The following is an 18615-nucleotide window of genomic DNA, read 5'->3' on the forward strand; positions in this document are numbered from 1 at the left end:
CGAGTAACGTTCACCGAATGCGCGCCATCCTTGCAGAGTCAACCGAACGTATGACAATTCAAGTAGTTCCCGACGTCGCAGCTCACACCCGTCAAGTTGTGATCCGCGTAGCGGCCGCCGGCGTCAACCGCGCCGATTTGCTGCAAGCCGCCGGCAACTACCCGCCACCGCCCGGAGCCAGCGACATACTCGGGCTCGAGGTGTCGGGCACCATCGTCGAAGTGGGCAGCGAGGTCACCGGTTGGTCCGTCGGCCAAAACGTGTGCGCTTTGCTGGCCGGGGGCGGCTACGCCGAATTCGTAGCGGTTCCCGCCGAACAGGTGATGCCGATTCCCGACGGGGTCGGCTTGCACGAGGCCGCCGCCCTCCCGGAAGTGGCGTGCACGGTCTGGTCCAACCTGATGATGACCGCGCACCTGGATCCCGGCCGGCTGCTGCTGGTGCACGGCGGCGCCAGCGGTATCGGCAGCCACGCCATCCAGGTGGCCCGCGCGCTGGGCAGCCAGGTCGCCGTCACCGCCGGCTCCGCCGAAAAGCTCGCGGTGTGTGCCGACCTGGGCGCCGACATCACCATCAACTATCGGGAAGAGGATTTCGTCGAGCGGGTGCGCGCCGCCGGCGGCGCCGAGGTGATCCTCGACATCATGGGCGCGAAGTATCTCGACCGGAACATCGACGCGCTCGCCGACGGTGGCCGGCTCGTCATCATCGGGATGCAGGGCGGCATCACGGCCGAACTCAACATCGCCAAATTGCTGGGCAAGCGGGCCGGCGTCATCGCCACAGCGCTGCGGTCGCGCCCGGTCGACGGTCCCGGCGGTAAGGGCGCCATCGTTGCGGAAGTGGTGGCCAACGTGTGGCCACTGATCGCGGCCGGCAAGGTCAGGCCGATCGTCGGCGCCGAACTGCCACTGGAAGAGGCGGCGCGGGCGCACGCGCTGCTCGCCGCCGGCGACGTGCACGGCAAGGTGCTGCTGCGGGTGAGTTAGCCGTCAGCCCAGCGAGGCCAGCGCGCGGACCAACTGATCGACCTCGGCCGTCGTCGTATAGGGGGCCAGGCCGACGGTCACCGCACCGCCGATATCGCTGACCCCGATCAGGTCGAGCACCCGTGAGGTGGGGTCGGTGCTGGCCAGGATGCCGTTGTCGGCAAGTCGCTGCAGCACCCGCGCGGCAGGCACCCCCTGCACCGCGAAGCTGAGCACCGGGATGCGTTCGGCCGGGCTGCCCAGCACCATCACCAGCGGCAGCGACCGTAACGATGCCAGCAGGTAGGCGAACAGCCGGTCCATGTAGGCGGCCGCGGAATCCATTGAGACACCGAGTCTTTCGCGCCGCGTACCCTGTGCCGACTCGTCCAGGGAGGCCAGGTATTCGATGCTGGCCACCACGCCGGCGAGCAGTCCGTACTGGTGGGCGCCCATCTCGAGGCGCGCCGGCCCGGTGGCGTGTGGATCCAGCGAGACCGAGCCGAACATGTCGATGACCGCCGGATCGCGGAACACCAGCGCACCGATCGGCGGCCCACCCCATGCCACCGCGTTGAGCGCCACGATGTCGGCGTCGATATCGTCGATGTCGATCAGCCGGTACGGCGCCGCCGCCGAGTGGTCCACGATCACCAGCCCACTGTTGGCATGGACCAGCTTGGTCACGGGTTCCAGGTCGGTCAGGGTGCCCAGCGTCGACGACGCCGAGGTGATGGCGACCAGCCGAGTCGGCTTGGTGATCAGGCTCTCCCACTGCCAGCCCGGCAACTCGCCGGTCTCGACGTCGACCTCGGCCCATTTCACCTTGGCGCCGTATCGATTCGCCGCCCGTAGCCACGGCAGGATGTTCGCCTCGTCGTCGAGGCGGGTGAGCACCACCTCGTAACCGAGGCCCACCCGGGACGAGGCGGCATCCGACAGCGAGGTGAGCAGCACGGCGCGGTCGGCGCCCAGCACCACGCCCTCCGGGCGGGCCCCCACCAGATCGGCGATGGCATGCCGCGCCGCGGCGAGGACGGCGGCGCTGCGCCGGGCGGAGGGATGCGGCCCCGACGCCGTGGGCATGGACCCGCGGAAGGCCGTCGACACCGTCGTCGATACGGAGTCGGGCAGCAGCATCCCGTTCGGGGCGTCGAAGTGCACCCAACCGTCGCCAAGTGACGGGTGCAATCCGCGCACCCGGGCGACGTCATATGCCATGCAAGCCACCTTAGAACGTCTGCGATTCGGCCAGACGGACACAGTTCAGGTAAGTGCCCAGCCGCGCCACACGGTCCCGGCCCGGATCACTTCGGCAGCCATACTAGTGCAGTGGGCTTGTCGTTCGGGGTGCTAATTGCCCTGCTGTTGCTGGTGTGCCCGGGAGCAATCGTCGCGCGGACGGCGGGCCTGACCTGGCCCAGCGCTGTCGCGGTCGGCCCGGCCGTGACGTATGGCGTTGTGGCACTGGCGATCGTGCCGTTCGGCGCCGTCGCCGTCCCGTGGAACGGGTGGACCGCGCTGGTGACATTGATTGTTGTGACCGGCGTCACGTTCGTTTTGCGGAAACCCCTCGCCCGGTTCGGCGACCGGGAGGCCGAGGTCTTGGCGCCCGCCCGTGGCCCTGCGCTGGTGGTGGCCGCCGGCGTGCTCCTGGGCGCGGCGCTGATCTTGCTGGCCGCGGTCAAGGGCCTACCGAATTGGCAGTCGATTCCCAGCAACTGGGATTCCGTGTGGCACGCCAACACCATCCGGTGGATCCTCGACACCGGCCAGGCCTCGCCCACCCACATGGGCGAACTGCGCAATGTCGAAACCCACGACGCGCTGTACTACCCGTCCACCTTTCATGCCCTGGCGGCGGTGTTCAGCCAGGTCAGCGGGTCCGCGGCGACCACCGCGTACACCGTCAACTCCCTTGTCGCGGCCGTCTGGCTGTTTCCGCTCAGCGCCGCCGTGCTGACCTGGCTGATGCTGCGCAGAATGACCAGCCAGTGGCGCACCGCGGGGTGTGCGGCCACCGCGGCCGCGCTGTCGGCGAGTTTCACCGCGGTTCCGTACGTCGAGTTCGACACCGCGTCGATGCCCAATCTGGCGGCCTACGGGCTGGCGGTGCCGGCCGCCGCGTTGACCATCTCGGCGCTACGACATCGGGACCGGATCCCGTTGGCGGTGGTCGCCGTGGTCGGGGTGTTCTCCGTGCACATCACCGGAGGCGTGGTGACGGTGTTGTTCGTCGCGGCATGGTGGCTGTTCGACGGGCTCTGGCGGCCGGTCCGCGGCCGGCTTGCGGACTTCATCACCCTGCTGATCGTCGGGGTGCCCACCCTGGTGCTGCTGCTGCCCCAGTTCGTCGGGGTGCTGCAGCAGGCCGAGATCATCGTCGGGCACGCCTTCGTCACCCATGAGGGCAAGAAGCGCGGGCTGATCGACGCGGTGGTCCAGCACACCCGCCACCTCAACGACTTCCCGATCCAGTGGTTCCTGATCGTGGTCGCCGCCGCCGGTGCCGTGGTGCTGCTGTACCGCCGGATTTGGTGGCCGCTGGCGATCTGGCTGCTGCTGGTGGTGTCGATCGTGCATTCGTCGGCACCGTTCGGCGGCATCATCGGCACGCTCACCGGCCGGTTCAGCGACCTGTTCTACAGCGATCCGCGCCGGTTGTCCGCGGTGGTGACCATGGTGCTGACCGCCGCCGCCGGGATCGGGCTGTACACCGTGGTGGCGCTGGCCTTGTCCCGGGCGCGCCGGCTGGCCGACCGCGGTACGCCACGACTGTGGTACTCCGCGACCGCCGCGGTGCTGGTGGCCGTCGCCGTGACCAGCGCCTGGCACTACTTCCCGCGGCACCGCTTCCTGATCGGCGACAAGTACGACCAGGTGATGATCGACAACAAGGACTTGGAGGCGTTCGCCTACCTGGCCACCCTGCCCGGCGCGCGGGACACACTGATCGGCGACGCCAACACCGACGGCACCGCGTGGATGTACGCGGTGTCCGGGCTGCATCCGTTGTGGACGCATTACGACTATCCGCAGCAGCAGGGGCCCGGCTACCACCGGTTCATCTTCTGGGCCTACGCCGACGACGCCGACCATGATCCCCGGGTGGCCGAGGCCGTGCACGCGCTCAACATCCGCTACGTGCTGACCAGCACCCCGGTGGTGCGCGGGTTCGTGATGCCGGACGGACTAGTGTCACTGGACAAGTCGAAGTCGTGGGCGAAGATCTACGACAACGGAGAGACGCGCATCTACGAATGGCGCGGTGATGCTTCGTCGACACCGACGAACGGCTGAGGACGGGGTACGAGGAAGGCCATGACGATCAATCCCGACGACGAGAACATCGAGATCCTGGCGGGCGAGCCGGGCACACCCAGCGGCGAGGACGACAAGTCGCTGACCGACCTGATCGAGCAGCCGGCCAAGGTCATGCGGATCGGCACCATGATCAAGCAACTGCTCGAAGAGGTGCGCGCCGCACCGCTGGACGACGCGAGCCGCAGCAAGCTGCTGCAGATACACCGCAGCAGTATCAGCGAACTCGAGGACGGCCTGGCACCGGAACTCCGCGAAGAGCTGGAGCGGCTCACGCTTCCGTTCACCGAGGACGCGGTACCCACCGACGCCGAACTGCGCATCGCGCAGGCCCAGCTGGTCGGTTGGCTGGAGGGCCTGTTCCACGGCATCCAGACCGCGCTGTTCGCCCAGCAGATGGCGGCGCGCGCCCAGCTGGAGCAGATGCGCCAGCTTCCGCCGGGCATGGTCCAGCAGCGTGGTCCCGGCCACCCCGGCACCGGGCAGTACCTGTAGCCGATTTGCATGAGTAAACCGCACATCGAGACCCGCAACGCGTGGGTCGAGTTCCCGATCTTCGACGCCAAGTCGCGTTCGCTGAAGAAGGCTTTCCTCGGTAAGGCCGGCGGCGCGATCGGGCGCAACGAGTCCAACGTGGTGGTGATCGAGGCGCTGCGCGACATCACCCTGTCACTGGAGATGGGTGACCGGGTGGGCCTGGTCGGGCACAACGGGGCCGGGAAGTCGACGCTGCTGCGGCTGCTGTCGGGGATCTACGAACCGACGCGTGGTTCGGCGACGGTGCGCGGACGGGTGGCCCCGGTGTTCGATCTCGGCGTCGGCATGGACCCGGAGATCTCGGGATTCGAGAACATCATCATCCGCGGGTTGTTCCTGGGGCAGACGCGCAAGCAGATGCTGGCCAAGGTCGACGAGATCGCCGAGTTCACCGAGTTGGGCGATTACCTGTCGATGCCGCTGCGCACCTACTCCACCGGCATGCGGGTGCGGCTGGCGATGGGGGTGGTCACCAGCATCGACCCCGAGATCCTGCTGCTGGACGAGGGCATCGGTGCCGTCGACGCCGAGTTCATGCACAAGGCCCGCAAGCGGCTGCAGGACCTGGTGGCGCGCTCCGGAATCCTGGTGTTCGCAAGCCATTCCAACGAATTCCTGGCCCAGCTGTGCAACACCGCGATGTGGGTGGACCACGGCACCATCAAGATGACCGGCGGCATCGAGGAGGTCGTCGGCGCCTATGAGGGTCCCGACGCCGCCCGGCATGTGCGCGAGGTGCTCGACGAGAACGCCCGGTCAGATTCGGCCAATGGCTGACACCGTGGTCGCGGTCGTCGTCACGCACCGCCGCGTCGACACCCTGGCCGACTCGCTGGCCGCGGTGTGCGGCCAGCAACGCGCCCCCGACCACCTGATCGTCGTCGACAACGACGCCGACGACCGGGTACGCACCCTGGTCGAAGGCCAGGCGGTGCCGTCCACCTATCTGGGTTCGCACCGAAATCTGGGTGGCGCAGGCGGTTTCGCGCTCGGGATGTTGCATGCCCTGGCGCTCGGCGCGGACTGGGTCTGGCTGGCCGACGACGACGGCAGACCGGCCGATGCATCGGTACTCGGAACGTTGTTGGCTTGTGCCGCAAAGCATTCGCTGGCCGAGGTGTCGCCGATGGTATGCGATATGGATCAGCCGGAACGGCTGGCATTCCCGCTGCGCCGCGGGTTGGTGTGGCGCCGGCGAGTGTCGGAGTTGCGTGAAGGTCCCGGCGATCTGTTACCTGGTATCGCCTCATTGTTCAACGGGGCGTTGTTCTCCGCGGCGGCGGTGGAAGCCGTTGGCGTTCCCGATCTTCGGCTGTTCATCCGCGGTGACGAGGTGGACCTGCACCGCCGGTTGGTGTTGTCGGGAGTGGCCTTCGGCACCTGCCTGGAGGCGACGTATCTGCATCCCTACGGGTCCGACGAGTTCAAGCCCATCCTCGGTGGGCGCATGCACACCCAGTACCCGGACAACGACGTCAAGCGCTACTACACCTACCGCAACCGCGGCTACGTGCAAGCCCAGCGCGGTCAGCGCCGGCTGATCCCGCAGGAATGGGTGCGGTTCGGTTGGTACTTCCTGATCACTCGCCGTGACGTTGCCGGGTTGCGGGAATGGGTGCGGCTGCGGAAGCTGGGGCGGCAGGAGAGATTCGAGAGGTACGAGAGCCTCGGCGTCCTGGGCGTGCGAAGCGACGGGAACGAATATCCGAACGACGGGAGGATAATTCAGTGACGTTCACCGACGCGGCAGCACAATCCAAGACCTTCACCCGCGCCTGGGGTGACCTGGTTTCCGGTTTCGGCAAACGTGAACTGTGGCTGCACCTGGGGTGGCAGGACATCAAACAGCGGTACCGGCGCAGCGTGCTCGGCCCGTTCTGGATCACCATCGCCACCGGCACCATGGCCGTCGCGCTCGGCGGGCTGTACTCGCAGTTGTTCCACCTCAAGCTGGCCGAGCATCTGCCCTATGTCACCCTGGGCCTGATCATCTGGAACATGATCAACGCGGCCATCATCGAGGGCGCCGACGTGTTCATCGCCAACGAGGGCCTGATCAAGCAACTGCCCACGCCGCTGAGCGTGCACGTCTATCGGCTGGTGTGGCGCCAGGTCCTGCTGTTCGCGCACAACATCATCATCTTCGTCATCATCGCGATCATCTTCCCGCAGCCGTGGAAGTGGACCGACCTGATGTTCATCCCGGCGCTGGCCCTGATCGTGGCCAATTGTGTCTGGGTCGCACTGTGTTTCGGCATCCTGGCCACCCGGTACCGCGATATCAGCCCGCTGCTGTTCAGCCTGGTGCAGCTGTTGTTCTACATGACGCCGATCATCTGGAACGACCAGACGCTGCGCAACCAGGGCGCCGGCGGGTGGGCCAAGGTCATCGAGTTCAACCCGCTGCTGCACTACGTCGACATCGTCCGGGCGCCGCTGCTCGGTGCCGATCAGGAGCTGCGGCACTGGATCGTGGTGCTGGTGTTCACCGTGCTGGGCTGGCTGATGGCGGCGCTGGCCATGCGCCAGTACCGCGCCCGGGTGCCGTACTGGGTGTAGTTCGGCCGTTTACCTGGGCGCCACCGCAGATTCGGCTCCGGCGCGTTGAATGGCGCACAGCGCACCTCTGAGCACCCAGATTCCCAGGAGCAGCCATGACCGATGTCATCAACGGCGAAACCACCACACCCGCAACCGAAAACGTCATCGACGCCGAACTCATCCCGCTGGACGCTGCGGCGGAGGTGAAGCGCCCGGCGTTGGCGCTGCGGGAGGTGCTGGGCCGCCAGCTCGCGGCCGGGCACAACCTGTCCGGTGAACTGGTCACCGTGGCCACCGACACCACCGCCGCCTTGGTGGAAGCACCCGCGAAGGTGATCGCCGCGATCCGCGACGGCGCCACCCTGCCGACCGCGTTCGGTGAGACCGGCGACGCCGTGCAGGCTGCCGTCGGCGATGCCGGGACGCGGCTGCGCCGTGCCGTCGGCGAGTACGTCGGCCAACAGGCCACCCTGCCCAACGCCGTCGTCACCGGTGCGGCCGAAGTGGCGGCCTCGCTGGTGCGGGCCCACGGTTCGCTGGCCGCCTCGGCCGTGGACGGCGTCTTCGGCGTCGCGACCGTCGCCGGCACGGGCGGCGACGTGCGCGACGCCATCGATCAGGAGTGGAGCGAGCTCAACGCCGCCGCGGTGGCCGCCCTCGACGCCGTGCAGGCGCGGGTGTCGGCGGCCCGCCAGGGCATCCGGGACGCGATCGCCTGATCCCGGCGCGGCGAGCGTGAACTCGTGCACGACGGATCGCCGATTCATCGCACACGAGTTCACGTTCGGCGCGGGACATCAGCGGCGCGGCGCCTTCACCCGGGTCGCGACGTTGAACCGGTTCCACGTGTTGATGGTGACAGCCATCGCGATCACCTGCGCCAGCTCCTTCTCGCTGAACACGGCGGCGGCCTTGGCGTAGACCTCGTCGGAGACGTGGCCGTGATGCAGTTCGGTGATGGCCTCGGTCAGCTCCAGGGCGGCGCGCTCACGTTCGGTGAACAGATTGCCGGCCTCCTCCCAGGCCGCGACGAGGGCCAGCCGCTGCTCGGTCTCGCCGTGCTTGCGAGCATCGGCGACATGCATGTCCAGGCAGAACGCGCAGTGGTTGAGCTGGCTGGCCCGGATCTTGATGAGCTCGCCGAGGGTCGGGTCGACGTCCTTGGCCGCGGCGCCGGACAGCTTCATCATGGCGTCGTAGAGCTCGGGTGAGACCTTGTAGATCTGCACGCGGTCGATGGCGGTGGGGTGCTCGAGTGTCTGTGTCATGCCTGCAACGCTAGCCACCAAAGGCCCATCTACATGGTTCAATTCGATGGTGACTTTGTGGGCCAATTCGGGTGCGCGGGACCTGCATCTCGACCTGCGTGCGGTCATCACCCCCGGCGCCCGGGGCGCCAGGGAGCTGCTGCTGGACGCCCTGCGGGAGGCGGTGCGGTCCGGGCGGCTGTCGGCAGGCACCATGCTCCCGCCGTCACGCACCCTGGCCGCCGATCTCGGGTTGTCCCGCAACACCGTCGCCGACGCTTACGCCGAGCTGGTCGCCGAGGGCTGGTTGGCATCGCGCCAAGGCGCGGGCACCTGGGTGGTGAGCACCGGCACCCCGCCGCTGCCTGCCCGGCCCCGCGGCACGCCGGGCGCCCCACGACACAACCTGATGCCCGGCTCCCCCGACGTCGCCGCGTTCCCGCGTTCGGCCTGGCTGGCATCCACTCGGCGTATGCTGACCACCGCACCGAATGAGGCTCTGCGCATGGGTGATCCGCGCGGACGCATCGAATTGCGTACGGCGCTGGCCGAATACCTGGCCCGGGTGCGCGGGGTCCGCGCCACACCCGACCAGATCGTCATCTGTGCCGGCACCCGGCACGCCGTCGAGATTCTCGGCCGGGCGCTGGGCGGACCGTTCGCGGTGGAAGCCTACGGCCTGTTCCTCTTCCGCAACGCCCTTGCCGCCCAAGGTGTCTCGACCATACCCGTCGATGTCGACGACCACGGCGCCGTCGTCGGGGAACTCTCCGACGGCGTCCGCGCCGCACTGCTGACCCCCGCACACCACTTCCCGCACGGAGTGCCGCTGCACCCGACCCGGCGCACCGCCGCGTGTGAATGGGCGCACCGCACCGGGGGCTATGTCATCGAGGACGACTACGACGGTGAGTTCCGCTACGACCGCCAACCCGTCGGGGCGGTGCAAGGCCTCGATCCGGACCGGGTGGTGTACTGCGGCTCGGCCAGCAAGAGCTTGTCGCCGGTACTTCGGCTGGGCTGGATGGTGGTACCCGGCGATCTGCTCGACGCGGTGCTGGCGGCGATGGGCGGTGACCAGTTCCACGTCAGCGGGCTCACCGCCCTGACAATGGCCGACTTCATCGCGCACGGCAGTTATGACAAGCACATTCGGCGCATGCGCCTGGCCTATCGGCGCCGGCGCGACCGCCTGGTCGCCGCGCTGGCACCGCTGGGCGTCGGCGTGAGCGGACTGTCCGCCGGGCTGCACCTGCTGCTCACCCTGCCCGACGGCGCCGAGGCCGAGGTGGTACGCCGGGCCGGGGACGCCGGTATCGCCTTGTCCGGCTTGGCCATGCTGCGCCACCCGGACGCCGGGCCAGGCACGCCCGCGCGCGACGGTGTGGTGGTGAGCTTCGGCACCCCGGCCGAGCACGCCTTCGGCCCCGCCGTGGACGCGTTGTGTGACGTGCTGGCCGGGATCAGTCGGTGAGCGAGCGCAGCTCGGCGGACAGGTTCGTCCGGGCGGCGTCCTCCCACAACCGCCTGCCCCGCTCGGTGCGGTACAGCGACGGAGCCGCCAGCAGCGCGCGGATGACCCGTGCCCGGCCCGCCCGGAAGTCAGCCTCCGCGACGTGCCCGTATTCGGCCCGCACCCTGGCGGTGTTGGTCTGGTACTGCTGCGGCGGGAGCCCCAGGACGGCCAGGTCGGCGTCGGAGAGCAGCTGTCCGTTGCGGTCGTCCTCGGCCGGATCGTGCTCGACCGTCAGCCGCACCAGCCGGGCCACCTCCGCGACGAACGCCGGATCCAGCCCGAGCGCGGTGAGATCCGACTCGGCCAGCCGGGCACTGTTCTCTTCGTCGTCGGGTGCCCCCGCGTATACGGCGTCGTGATACCAGGCGGCCAGCCGGACGGCGTCGAGGTCGTCGGCGACGTCAGCGGCCTCAGCACCCTCGGCCAACTGGTCCACCGCTTCCAGCACGCCGCGCAGGTGGGAGAGGTCGTGGTAGCGGCGATGCGGTTCGGTCCACCTGGCCAACAGCGCAGCACCCGTGGCGTCGATGGCCGGCGCCGCACTGTGCCGCGTCAGCAACCGCCGCCACACCTGGAGCAGATCGGTCACGCGCACATTGTCGCAGCAGCGGGCGCGGTTAAGCTTCGCGGCGATGACTGAGTCAGCACCTCTGAGCCTGCGCACCCAGGCGTGGCGTTTCCTGGTCACCGGTGGCCTGTCCGCCTGTGTGGACTTCGGGCTGTACGTGCTGTTTCTGTCGGTAGGGCTGCAGGTCAACGTGGCCAAGACACTGAGCTTCATCGCCGGCACCACCACCGCCTACCTGATCAACCGGCGGTGGACCTTCCAGGCGCCGCCCAGCACGGCGCGCTTCGTCGCGGTGGTCGCGCTGTACGCGCTGACCTATGCGGTGCAGGTCGGCATCAACTATGTGTTCTATCTCAAATTCGCCGGTCAATCCTGGCAGGTGCCGGTGGCCTTCGTGATCGCCCAGGGCACTGCCACCGTCATCAACTTCGTGGTGCAACGCGCGGTGATATTCCGGTTGCGCTGAATCCGCCCGGGTGGCCGGACCGGTATCGTCTGGCACTGATATGTCTACCGACCTTCCCCTTACGCCCCGATCCCTGACCGGGTTCGGCCGGACCGCGCCCAGCGTCGCGCAGGTGCTGTCCACCCCCGATGTCGAGGTGATCGCGGCGGCCGTCCGGCAGGTGGCCGACGCCGGCACCGCCAGTCCGTCCTATCTGCGCCGCGGCATCGTGGCCCGCGGTCTCGGCCGCTCCTACGGCGACCATGCCTGCAACGGCGGCGGCATCGTCGTCGACATGACGGCGCTGCACCGCATCCATTCGTTGTCGGCCGAGACGGCCGTCGCCGACGTGGACGCCGGGGTGAGCCTGGACCAGCTGATGAAGGCCGCGCTGCCGTTCGGATTGTGGGTTCCGGTGCTGCCCGGCACCCGGCAGGTGACCGTCGGTGGCGCCATCGGCTCGGATATCCACGGCAAGAACCACCACAGCGCGGGCAGCTTCGGCAATCACGTGCTCTCACTGGACCTGCTGATGGCCGACGGTGAGGTGCGCACGCTGACCCCCGAGGGGCCCACCAGCGAGTTGTTCTGGGCCACCATCGGCGGAAACGGCTTGACCGGCATCGTGATCCGGGCCCGCATCGCCATGACCCGAACCGAAACCGCGTATTTCATCGCCGACGGTGTCGCGACGGCGGACCTGGACGAGACCATCGCCGTGCACCTGGACGGCAGCGAGGACAAGTACACCTACTCCAGCGCCTGGTTCGACCTGATCAGCCCGCCCCCGAAACTGGGCCGCGCCGCGGTCAGCCGCGGCAGCCTGGCCAGGCTCGACCAACTGCCGAAGAAGTTGGCCAAAGATCCCCTGAAATTCGATGCGCCACAACTTCTCACGGTGCCGAACATCTTCCCGATCAGCGCCATGAACAAGCTGTCGTTCACCGCCATCGGCGAGGTGTATTACCGGCTCGGCGGCACCTATCAGGGCAAGATCTTGAACCTGTCGCAGTTCTACCACATGCTCGACCTGGTCAGCGGCTGGAACAATGCTTACGGCCCAGCAGGTTTCGCGCAGCACCAGTTCCTGGTACCACCCGATGCACTGGACGAATTCAAGGACATCATCCGGTGGATCCAGACCAGCGGGCATTACTCGGCACTCAACGTCTTCAAACTGTTCGGCCCCGGCAACAAGGCGCCACTGAGCTTCCCGATGGCCGGCTGGAACGTCGCCATGGATTTCCCGATCAAACCCGGCGTCAACGAGTTCCTCAACGAACTGGACGACCGCGCAATGGAATTCGGTGGCCGCGTGTACACCGCGAAAGACTCTCGGGTCAGTGCCGAGAAGTTCCACCGGATGTACCCGCGCATCGACGAATGGATTGCCGTGCGTCGCAAGGCCGATCCGAACGGCGTCTTCGCCTCCGATATGGCTCGCCGTCTAGAACTGCTGTAGAAAGGCACCCCGCGTAACCATGATCGACGCCACCGGCAACCCGCAGACCATCCTTCTGCTGGGCGGGACATCCGAGATCGCACTGGCCATCGCCGAGCGGTATCTGCGCAACGCCAAGGCCCGGGTCATCCTCGCCGACCTGCCCAACGCACCCAAGCGTGCGGCCGCCATCGCCCAGCTCGAATCCGCCGGTGCGAAATCGGTGCAGTACCTGGATTTCGACGCCCTGGACACCGCCTCGCACCCGAAGGTGATCGAAGCCGCCTGGGCCGACGGTGACGTCGACGTCGCGGTGGTCGCCTTCGGCGTCCTCGGTGACGCCGAGGAGTTGTGGCAGAACCAGGCCAAGGCGGTGGCGACCGCCCAGATCAACTACGTCGCGGCGGTATCGGTAGGGGTGCTCGTCGGCGAGAAGATGCGCGCCCAGGGCTTCGGACAGATCATCGCCATGTCGTCGGTGGCCGGTGAGCGGGTCCGCCGCTCCAATTTCGTGTACGGCTCCACCAAGGCCGGTCTGGACGGTTTCTACCTGGGCCTGGGAGAGGCCTTGCGCGAGTTCGGGGTTCACGTGCTGGTGATCCGGCCCGGCCAGGTCCGCACCACCACCACGCTCGAGCACTGGAAGGCCACCGGCGCCAAGGAAGCCCCGTTCACCGTTGACAAGGAGCAGGTGGCCGAGCTGGCGGTGACCGCGGCGGCCAAGGGCAAGGATCTGGTCTGGGCGCCCGGGCAGGTGCGGGTGCTGATGTCGGTGCTGCGGCACATCCCGCGTCCGGTCTTCCGCAAGCTACCCATCTGATGTTGCCCGAGGCGGGAGCGGAGCGACCCGGGACATGAGGAACACTCTGCTGGCCGCCCCGGCGCGGGTCGTGAGCCAGATGGTGGTCGCGGTCATCCTGTCGGCCACCGTGTCGGCCGTGGCGCTGATCGCGATCGACCGCGTCGAGTGGCCGGCGTACAACTCGTCGAACCAACTGCACGCGCTGACCACCGTCGGCCAGGTCGCCGCCCTGGCCGGCATTTTCGCCGCCGGACTGCTGTGGCGGCACGGCCGCCGGGTACTGGCCAGGGCCACAGCGGTGGTCATGTTGTCCGCCCTGTCGGTGGTCACGCTGGCCATGCCGTTGGGCGCCACCAAGCTCTACCTGTTCGGCATCTCCGTCGACCAGCAGTTCCGCACCGAATACCTGACCCGGCTGGCCGACAGTCCCGCCCTGCACGACATGACCTACCAGGGCCTGCCGCCGTACTACCCGCCCGGCTGGTTCTGGATCGGCGGCCGGCTGGCCGCCCTGACCGGCACCCCGGCCTGGGAGATGTACAAGCCGTGGGCCATCGTCTCGATCACCGCTGCCTGCGCCGTCACCTTCGTGTTGTGGAAGGCGATGATCCGGTTCGAGGCCGCTCTGGTGGTCACCACCGCCACCGCCGTCGTCACCCTGGCCTACACCTCCACCGAGCCGTACGCCGCCGTCATCACTGTGCTGCTGCCGCCGGTGCTCGTGCTGGCCTGGTCGGGATTGGGCGGGAAAGCCAGGAACGGCGGCTGGGGCGCGGTGCTCGGGGCCGCGATCTTCTTGGGCGCCGCCGCGCTGACCTACACACTGCTGCTGGCATACGCCGCCTTCACCATCGCCGTGATGGCCCTGCTGCTGACGGCGGCGCGGCGCAGCCTGGACCCGCTACTGCGGCTGGTGGTCATCGGTGTGGTCTCGGGCGCCATCGCACTGATCGGCTGGGCACCGTGGCTGCTGGCCGTCGCCACGGGCACCCCCGCCGACACCGGCACCGCCCAGCACTACCTGCCCGACGACGCGGCGGTGCTGACCTTCCCGATGTTCCAGGCCACCCTGCTGGGGGCGCTCTGCCTGCTCGGCACGGTGTGGCTGGTGATGTACGCGCGGACGTCCACCCGCGGTGGCGCACTGGCCGTCGGCGTGGTGGCCGTCTACCTGTGGTCGCTGCTGTCCATGCTCACCACCCTGGTGGGCACCACCCTGTTGTCGTTCCGGCTGCAGCCCACGCTGACCGTGCTGCTCGCCGCCGCCGGAGCCTTCGGCTTCATCGCCGTGACCCAGGCCGTCGCGGCGCGCTACCAGCACCCGGGCCGGCACCTGGTCGCCGTCGCCGCGACCATCGGCATGATCGGCGCCGTCACCTTCACCCAGGACGTGCCCGACGTGCTGCGCTCGGATATCACCGTCGCCTACACCGACACCGACGGATACGGGCTGCGGGCCGACCGCCGCCCACCCGGGTCCGAGCAGTACTACCGGGAGATCGACGCCCGCATCCAGCAGGTCACCGGCCGGCCCCGGCACGACACCGTCGTGATGACTGCCGACTACAGCTTCCTGTCCTACTACCCGTATTACGGCTTCCAGGGCCTCACCTCGCACTACGCCAATCCGCTGGCACAGTTCAAGGAGCGCTCGGCGGCCATCGAGAGCTGGGCGCTGTTCACCAAACCCGACCAACTCATCGGCGCGCTGGACACGCTGCCGTGGGCCCCGCCCACGGTGTTCCTGATGCGTCGGGGTGGCCCGGACAGCTACACGCTGCGCCTGGCGGCCGACGTCTACCCCAACCAGCCCAACGTCAAGCGCTACCAGGTGGAGCTCAACGCCGCGATCTTCGACGACCCGCGCTGGGACGTCTCGACGGCCGGTCCCTTCACGCTGGCGATCCGGCGGTGATGGACGCCGTGGACCTGCCGTTAGCATCACAAGCCGTGACCAACCACCGAACTGCGCGGCTGGTGGCCATCGTCGCCGGTCTGCTGGGCACCGTGCTGGCCGTGGCAACCCCGCTGCTGCCCGTCACCCAGACCACCGCGCAGCTCAACTGGCCGCAGAACGCGACGCTCACCAGCGTCGACGCCCCGCTGATCGGCTACGTCGCCACCGACCTGAACATCTCGATCCCGTGCAGTGCCGCGGCGGGCCTCTCGGGGCCGCGCAACATCTTGCTGTCCACCGTGCCCAAGCAGGCCCCCAAGGCCGTCGACCGCGGGCTGCTCATCGAGCGGGTGGGCGACAACCTGCTGGTGATCGTGCGCAACACCCCGGTGGTCAGCGCGCCGTTGAGCCAGGTGCTCAGCCCGGCCTGCCAGAAGCTCACCTTCACCGCCCATGCCGACAAGGTCACCGGCGAGTTCGTCGGCCTGGTGAAGGGCCCCGACAGCGACGATCCCGGGGCGCCGCTGCGCGGTGAACGCGGTGGCTATGACTTCCGCCCGCAGATCGTCGGCGTATACACCGACCTGTCCGGCCCCGCCCCGCCCGGCCTGACCTTCTCGGCGACCATCGACTCGCGCTACAGCAGCTCGCCGACCTGGATCAAGATGCTGGCGATGATCCTCGGGGTGGCCGCCACCGCCATCTCGCTGATCGCCCTGCACCGCCTCGACGTGGCCGACGGCATGCGGACCCGCCGCGTCCTGCCGCCGCGCTGGTGGTCGATGACACCGCTGGACGGCGTGGTCACCGCGATCCTGGTGTGGTGGCATTTCGTCGGCGCCAACACCTCCGACGACGGCTACATCCTCACCATGGCCCGGGTGTCCGAGCACGCCGGGTACATGGCCAATTACTACCGCTGGTTCGGCACCCCCGAGGCCCCGTTCGGCTGGTACTACGACCTGCTGGCGCTGTGGACGCACGTGTCCACCGCCAGCGTCTGGGTCCGACTGCCCACCCTGGTGATGGCGCTGGCCTGCTGGTGGGTGATCAGCCGGGAGGTGATACCCCGCCTGGGCCGGGCCGTGAAACGCAGCCGCGCGGCGGCGTGGACGGCGGCGGCCATGTTCCTGGCCTTTTGGCTGCCGCTGAACAACGGCCTGCGCCCGGAGCCGATCATCGCCCTGGGCATCCTGCTGACGTGGTGCTCGGTGGAACGCGGGGTGGCCACCAGCCGGCTGCTGCCGGTCGCCATCGCCACCATCATCGGTGCGCTGACACTGTTCTCCGGGCCCACCGGGATCGCCGCGGTGGGTGCCCTGCTGGTGGCCGTCGGGCCGCTGCGCACGATCGTCGCCGCGCACACCTCGCGCTTCGGGCGACTTGCCCTGCTGGCGCCGATCGCGGCGGCCGCGACCGTGACGATCATCCTGATCTTCCGCGATCAGACGCTGGCCGGTGAGCTTCAAGGCAACATGCTGAGGTCGGCCGTCGGGCCGAGCCTGAGCTGGTTCGACGAGCACATCCGCTACGAGCGGCTCTTCACTGCCAGCCCGGACGGCTCGGTGGCCCGCCGCTTTGCCGTACTCACTTTGATTCTGGCACTTGTCATTTCGGTGGCGATGTCGCTGCGCAAGGGTCGGATCCCCGGCACCGCGGCGGGTCCGGCGCGGCGCATCATCGGCATCACCGTCATCTCGTTCCTGGCGATGATGTTCACCCCGACCAAGTGGACGCACCACTTCGGCGTGTTCGCCGGCCTGGCCGGCTCGCTCGGTGCGTTGGCCGCGGTGGCGGTGACGGCGGCGGCCATGCACTCCAAACGCAACCGCACGGTCTTCACCGCTGCGGTGTTGTTCATGATGGCGTTGTCGTTCGCCACTGTGAACGGGTGGTGGTACGTCTCGAATTTCGGTGTGCCGTGGTCGAATCAGTTCCCCGAATGGCATTTCGGCTTCACCACGATGCTGTTGGGGCTTTCCGTGCTGGCCTTGTTGGTGGCCGCGTGGCTGCACTTCTCCGGCCAGGACCGCGCCAACCGTCCGAGGCCGTGGTCCCGGTTCACCACAGCGCCGCTGGCGGTGGCGGCCTGGGCGGTGGTGATCTTCGAGGTGCTGTCCCTGACCCTCGGGGTCACCGAGCAGTACCCGGCGTGGTCGGTCGGCCGGTCCAACCTGGACGCGCTGGCCGGCAAGACCTGCGGCCTGGCCGACGACGTGATGGTCGAACAGGACCCCAACCGGGGCATGCTGCTGCCGGTCGACAAACCGATCGGTGCGGCGCTGGGCGGCACCACAGCCCAGAACTTCGGCCCGAACGGGATCCCCGCGGACGTGTCGGCCGACCCGGTGATGGAACAGCCGGGCGGCACCAACTTCGCCGATAACGACAACGGCCCGGTCACCGCGAGCGAACCCGGCACCGAGGGCGGCACCACCGCCATTGCCGGCGTCAACGGGTCCAAGGCCCGGCTGCCGTACAACCTCAACCCCGCCCGCACCCCGGTGATGGGCAGCTGGCGCCCCGGCGCCCAGCAGCCCGCCGCGTTGCGCTCGGCCTGGTATCGCCTGCCGCCGCGCGGCGAGCGCGGGCCGCTGTTGGTGGTCGCCGCCGCCGGCCGGTTCGACGCCGGTGAGGTGGTGGTGCAATGGGCCACCGACGAGCAGGCCGCCAAGAACACCCCCGGCGGGGCGCTGGGGTTCGCCGATGTCGGCGCCGCGCCCGCATGGCGCAATCTGCGCGCCCCCATGTCGGCGATCCCCGAGGAAGCCACCCAGGTCCGGCTGGTGGCCACCGACGACGACCTGGCGCCCCAGCACTGGATCGCGGTCACCCCGCCGCGGATCCCGCACCTGCGCACGCTGCAGGAGGTCGTCGGTTCGACGGATCCGGTACTACTGGACTGGCTGGTCGGACTGGCCTTCCCGTGCCAGCGTCCGTTCGGCCACCAGAACGGCGTCACCGAGGTACCCAAGTGGCGGATCCTGCCGGACCGGTTCGGCGCCGAGGCAAACTCGCCGGTGATGGATTACCTGGGCGGCGGGCCGCTGGGAATCACCGAGTTGCTGCTGCGTGCCACACCGGTGCCGACCTATCTGAAGGACGACTGGTTCCGTGATTGGGGATCGCTGCAGCAACTGAGCCAGTTCTATCCCAACGCGGTCCCGGCACGTATCGACCTGGGCACCGCCACCCGCAGCGGCTGGTGGAGCCCGGCACCGCTTCGGCCTTCCTGAAAATCCTTGACAGTGCACTGATCTCGCTCTAAGCGGGGATTAAGGAAACGGCCGCACTCCGGCACGCCCGCTATCGTGGAGCCAGGACTGCACAAC

The 18615-nt window shown here is 68.5% G+C and carries 16 protein-coding genes; 13 read left to right on the forward strand and 3 right to left on the reverse strand.

The window, feature by feature from the left end; genetic code table 11:
• Nucleotides 1-17: 17 nt before the first annotated feature.
• A complete protein-coding gene (locus SBI67_RS04775; protein ID WP_318979416.1) occupies nt 18-989 on the forward strand; it encodes an NAD(P)H-quinone oxidoreductase in 972 nt (323 codons plus the stop codon).
• 3 nt (nt 990-992) lie between these two features.
• Here the strand turns inward: SBI67_RS04775 and SBI67_RS04780 are convergent, their stop codons facing one another.
• Nucleotides 993-2189 carry a cysteine desulfurase-like protein gene (locus SBI67_RS04780; protein WP_318979417.1) on the reverse strand — a complete coding sequence of 399 codons (1197 nt, stop codon included), beginning with the start codon at nt 2187-2189 and terminating at the stop codon, nt 993-995.
• Between the two features lie 111 nt (nt 2190-2300).
• Between SBI67_RS04780 and SBI67_RS04785 the strand changes: the two genes are divergently transcribed.
• The 6 genes from SBI67_RS04785 to SBI67_RS04810 all read left to right on the forward strand — a co-directional run bounded on the left by SBI67_RS04785 (nt 2301) and on the right by SBI67_RS04810 (nt 8086).
• On the forward strand, nt 2301-4268 hold the full coding sequence (locus tag SBI67_RS04785) for a DUF6541 family protein (protein ID WP_318979418.1): 1968 nt from the start codon (nt 2301-2303) through the stop codon (nt 4266-4268).
• Nucleotides 4269-4289: 21 nt separating this feature from the next.
• A complete protein-coding gene (locus tag SBI67_RS04790; RefSeq protein ID WP_266047128.1) occupies nt 4290-4784 on the forward strand; it encodes a bacterial proteasome activator family protein in 495 nt (164 codons plus the stop codon).
• Nucleotides 4785-4793: 9 nt separating this feature from the next.
• Nucleotides 4794-5603: a galactan export ABC transporter ATP-binding subunit Wzt/RfbE gene (wzt, locus tag SBI67_RS04795; protein WP_318979419.1), complete on the forward strand. Its 810-nt coding sequence runs from the start codon at nt 4794-4796 to the stop codon at nt 5601-5603.
• Nucleotides 5596-6558 (forward strand): galactofuranosyltransferase GlfT1, encoded by a 963-nt coding sequence (gene glfT1, locus SBI67_RS04800; RefSeq protein WP_318979420.1) that lies wholly within the window; start codon nt 5596-5598, stop codon nt 6556-6558. Before wzt ends, glfT1 begins: the two co-directional genes overlap by 8 nt.
• Nucleotides 6555-7385 (forward strand): galactan export ABC transporter permease subunit Wzm/RfbD, encoded by an 831-nt coding sequence (wzm, locus tag SBI67_RS04805; RefSeq protein WP_318979421.1) that lies wholly within the window; start codon nt 6555-6557, stop codon nt 7383-7385. Before glfT1 ends, wzm begins: the two co-directional genes overlap by 4 nt.
• A 95-nt stretch (nt 7386-7480) precedes the next feature.
• Nucleotides 7481-8086, forward strand: coding sequence for a hypothetical protein (locus SBI67_RS04810; RefSeq protein ID WP_318979422.1), 606 nt, complete (start codon nt 7481-7483; stop codon nt 8084-8086).
• A gap of 78 nt (nt 8087-8164) precedes the next feature.
• Here SBI67_RS04810 and SBI67_RS04815 read toward each other — a convergent pair whose 3' ends face one another.
• A complete protein-coding gene (locus SBI67_RS04815; RefSeq protein ID WP_318979423.1) occupies nt 8165-8635 on the reverse strand; it encodes a carboxymuconolactone decarboxylase family protein in 471 nt (156 codons plus the stop codon).
• A 46-nt stretch (nt 8636-8681) separates the two neighbouring features.
• Here SBI67_RS04815 and pdxR point away from each other — a divergent pair, with 46 nt between their 5' ends.
• Nucleotides 8682-10088, forward strand: coding sequence for a MocR-like pyridoxine biosynthesis transcription factor PdxR (pdxR, locus tag SBI67_RS04820; protein WP_413232397.1), 1407 nt, complete (start codon nt 8682-8684; stop codon nt 10086-10088).
• Here the strand turns inward: pdxR and SBI67_RS04825 are convergent.
• The gene (locus SBI67_RS04825; protein WP_318979424.1) at nt 10078-10719 is read right to left on the reverse strand and encodes an HD domain-containing protein; all 642 of its coding nucleotides are present in this window, start codon (nt 10717-10719) and stop codon (nt 10078-10080) included. The genes pdxR and SBI67_RS04825 overlap by 11 nt on opposite strands.
• 43 nt (nt 10720-10762) lie before the next feature.
• Between SBI67_RS04825 and SBI67_RS04830 the strand changes: the two genes are divergently transcribed.
• The 5 genes from SBI67_RS04830 to SBI67_RS04850 are packed head-to-tail and all read left to right on the forward strand — an operon-like array spanning nt 10763 to nt 18519.
• Nucleotides 10763-11164: a GtrA family protein gene (locus tag SBI67_RS04830; RefSeq protein WP_266047135.1), complete on the forward strand. Its 402-nt coding sequence runs from the start codon at nt 10763-10765 to the stop codon at nt 11162-11164.
• Nucleotides 11165-11204: 40 nt separating this feature from the next.
• Nucleotides 11205-12605, forward strand: coding sequence for a decaprenylphosphoryl-beta-D-ribose oxidase (dprE1, locus tag SBI67_RS04835; RefSeq protein ID WP_318979425.1), 1401 nt, complete (start codon nt 11205-11207; stop codon nt 12603-12605).
• 19 nt (nt 12606-12624) lie between these two features.
• Entirely contained in the window at nt 12625-13404 is a 780-nt protein-coding gene (gene dprE2, locus SBI67_RS04840) for a decaprenylphospho-beta-D-erythro-pentofuranosid-2-ulose 2-reductase (protein WP_266047137.1), read from the forward strand.
• A gap of 34 nt (nt 13405-13438) precedes the next feature.
• Entirely contained in the window at nt 13439-15301 is a 1863-nt protein-coding gene (locus tag SBI67_RS04845) for a galactan 5-O-arabinofuranosyltransferase (RefSeq protein ID WP_318979426.1), read from the forward strand.
• Complete coding sequence (locus SBI67_RS04850) at nt 15301-18519, forward strand: arabinosyltransferase domain-containing protein (RefSeq protein ID WP_318979581.1); 3219 nt, start codon at nt 15301-15303, stop codon at nt 18517-18519. Before SBI67_RS04845 ends, SBI67_RS04850 begins: the two co-directional genes overlap by 1 nt.
• Nucleotides 18520-18615: the final 96 nt, after the last annotated feature.

Origin of the sequence: Mycolicibacterium chengduense (assembly GCF_033741155.1) — a bacterium.
Lineage (GTDB): Bacteria > Actinomycetota > Actinomycetes > Mycobacteriales > Mycobacteriaceae > Mycobacterium.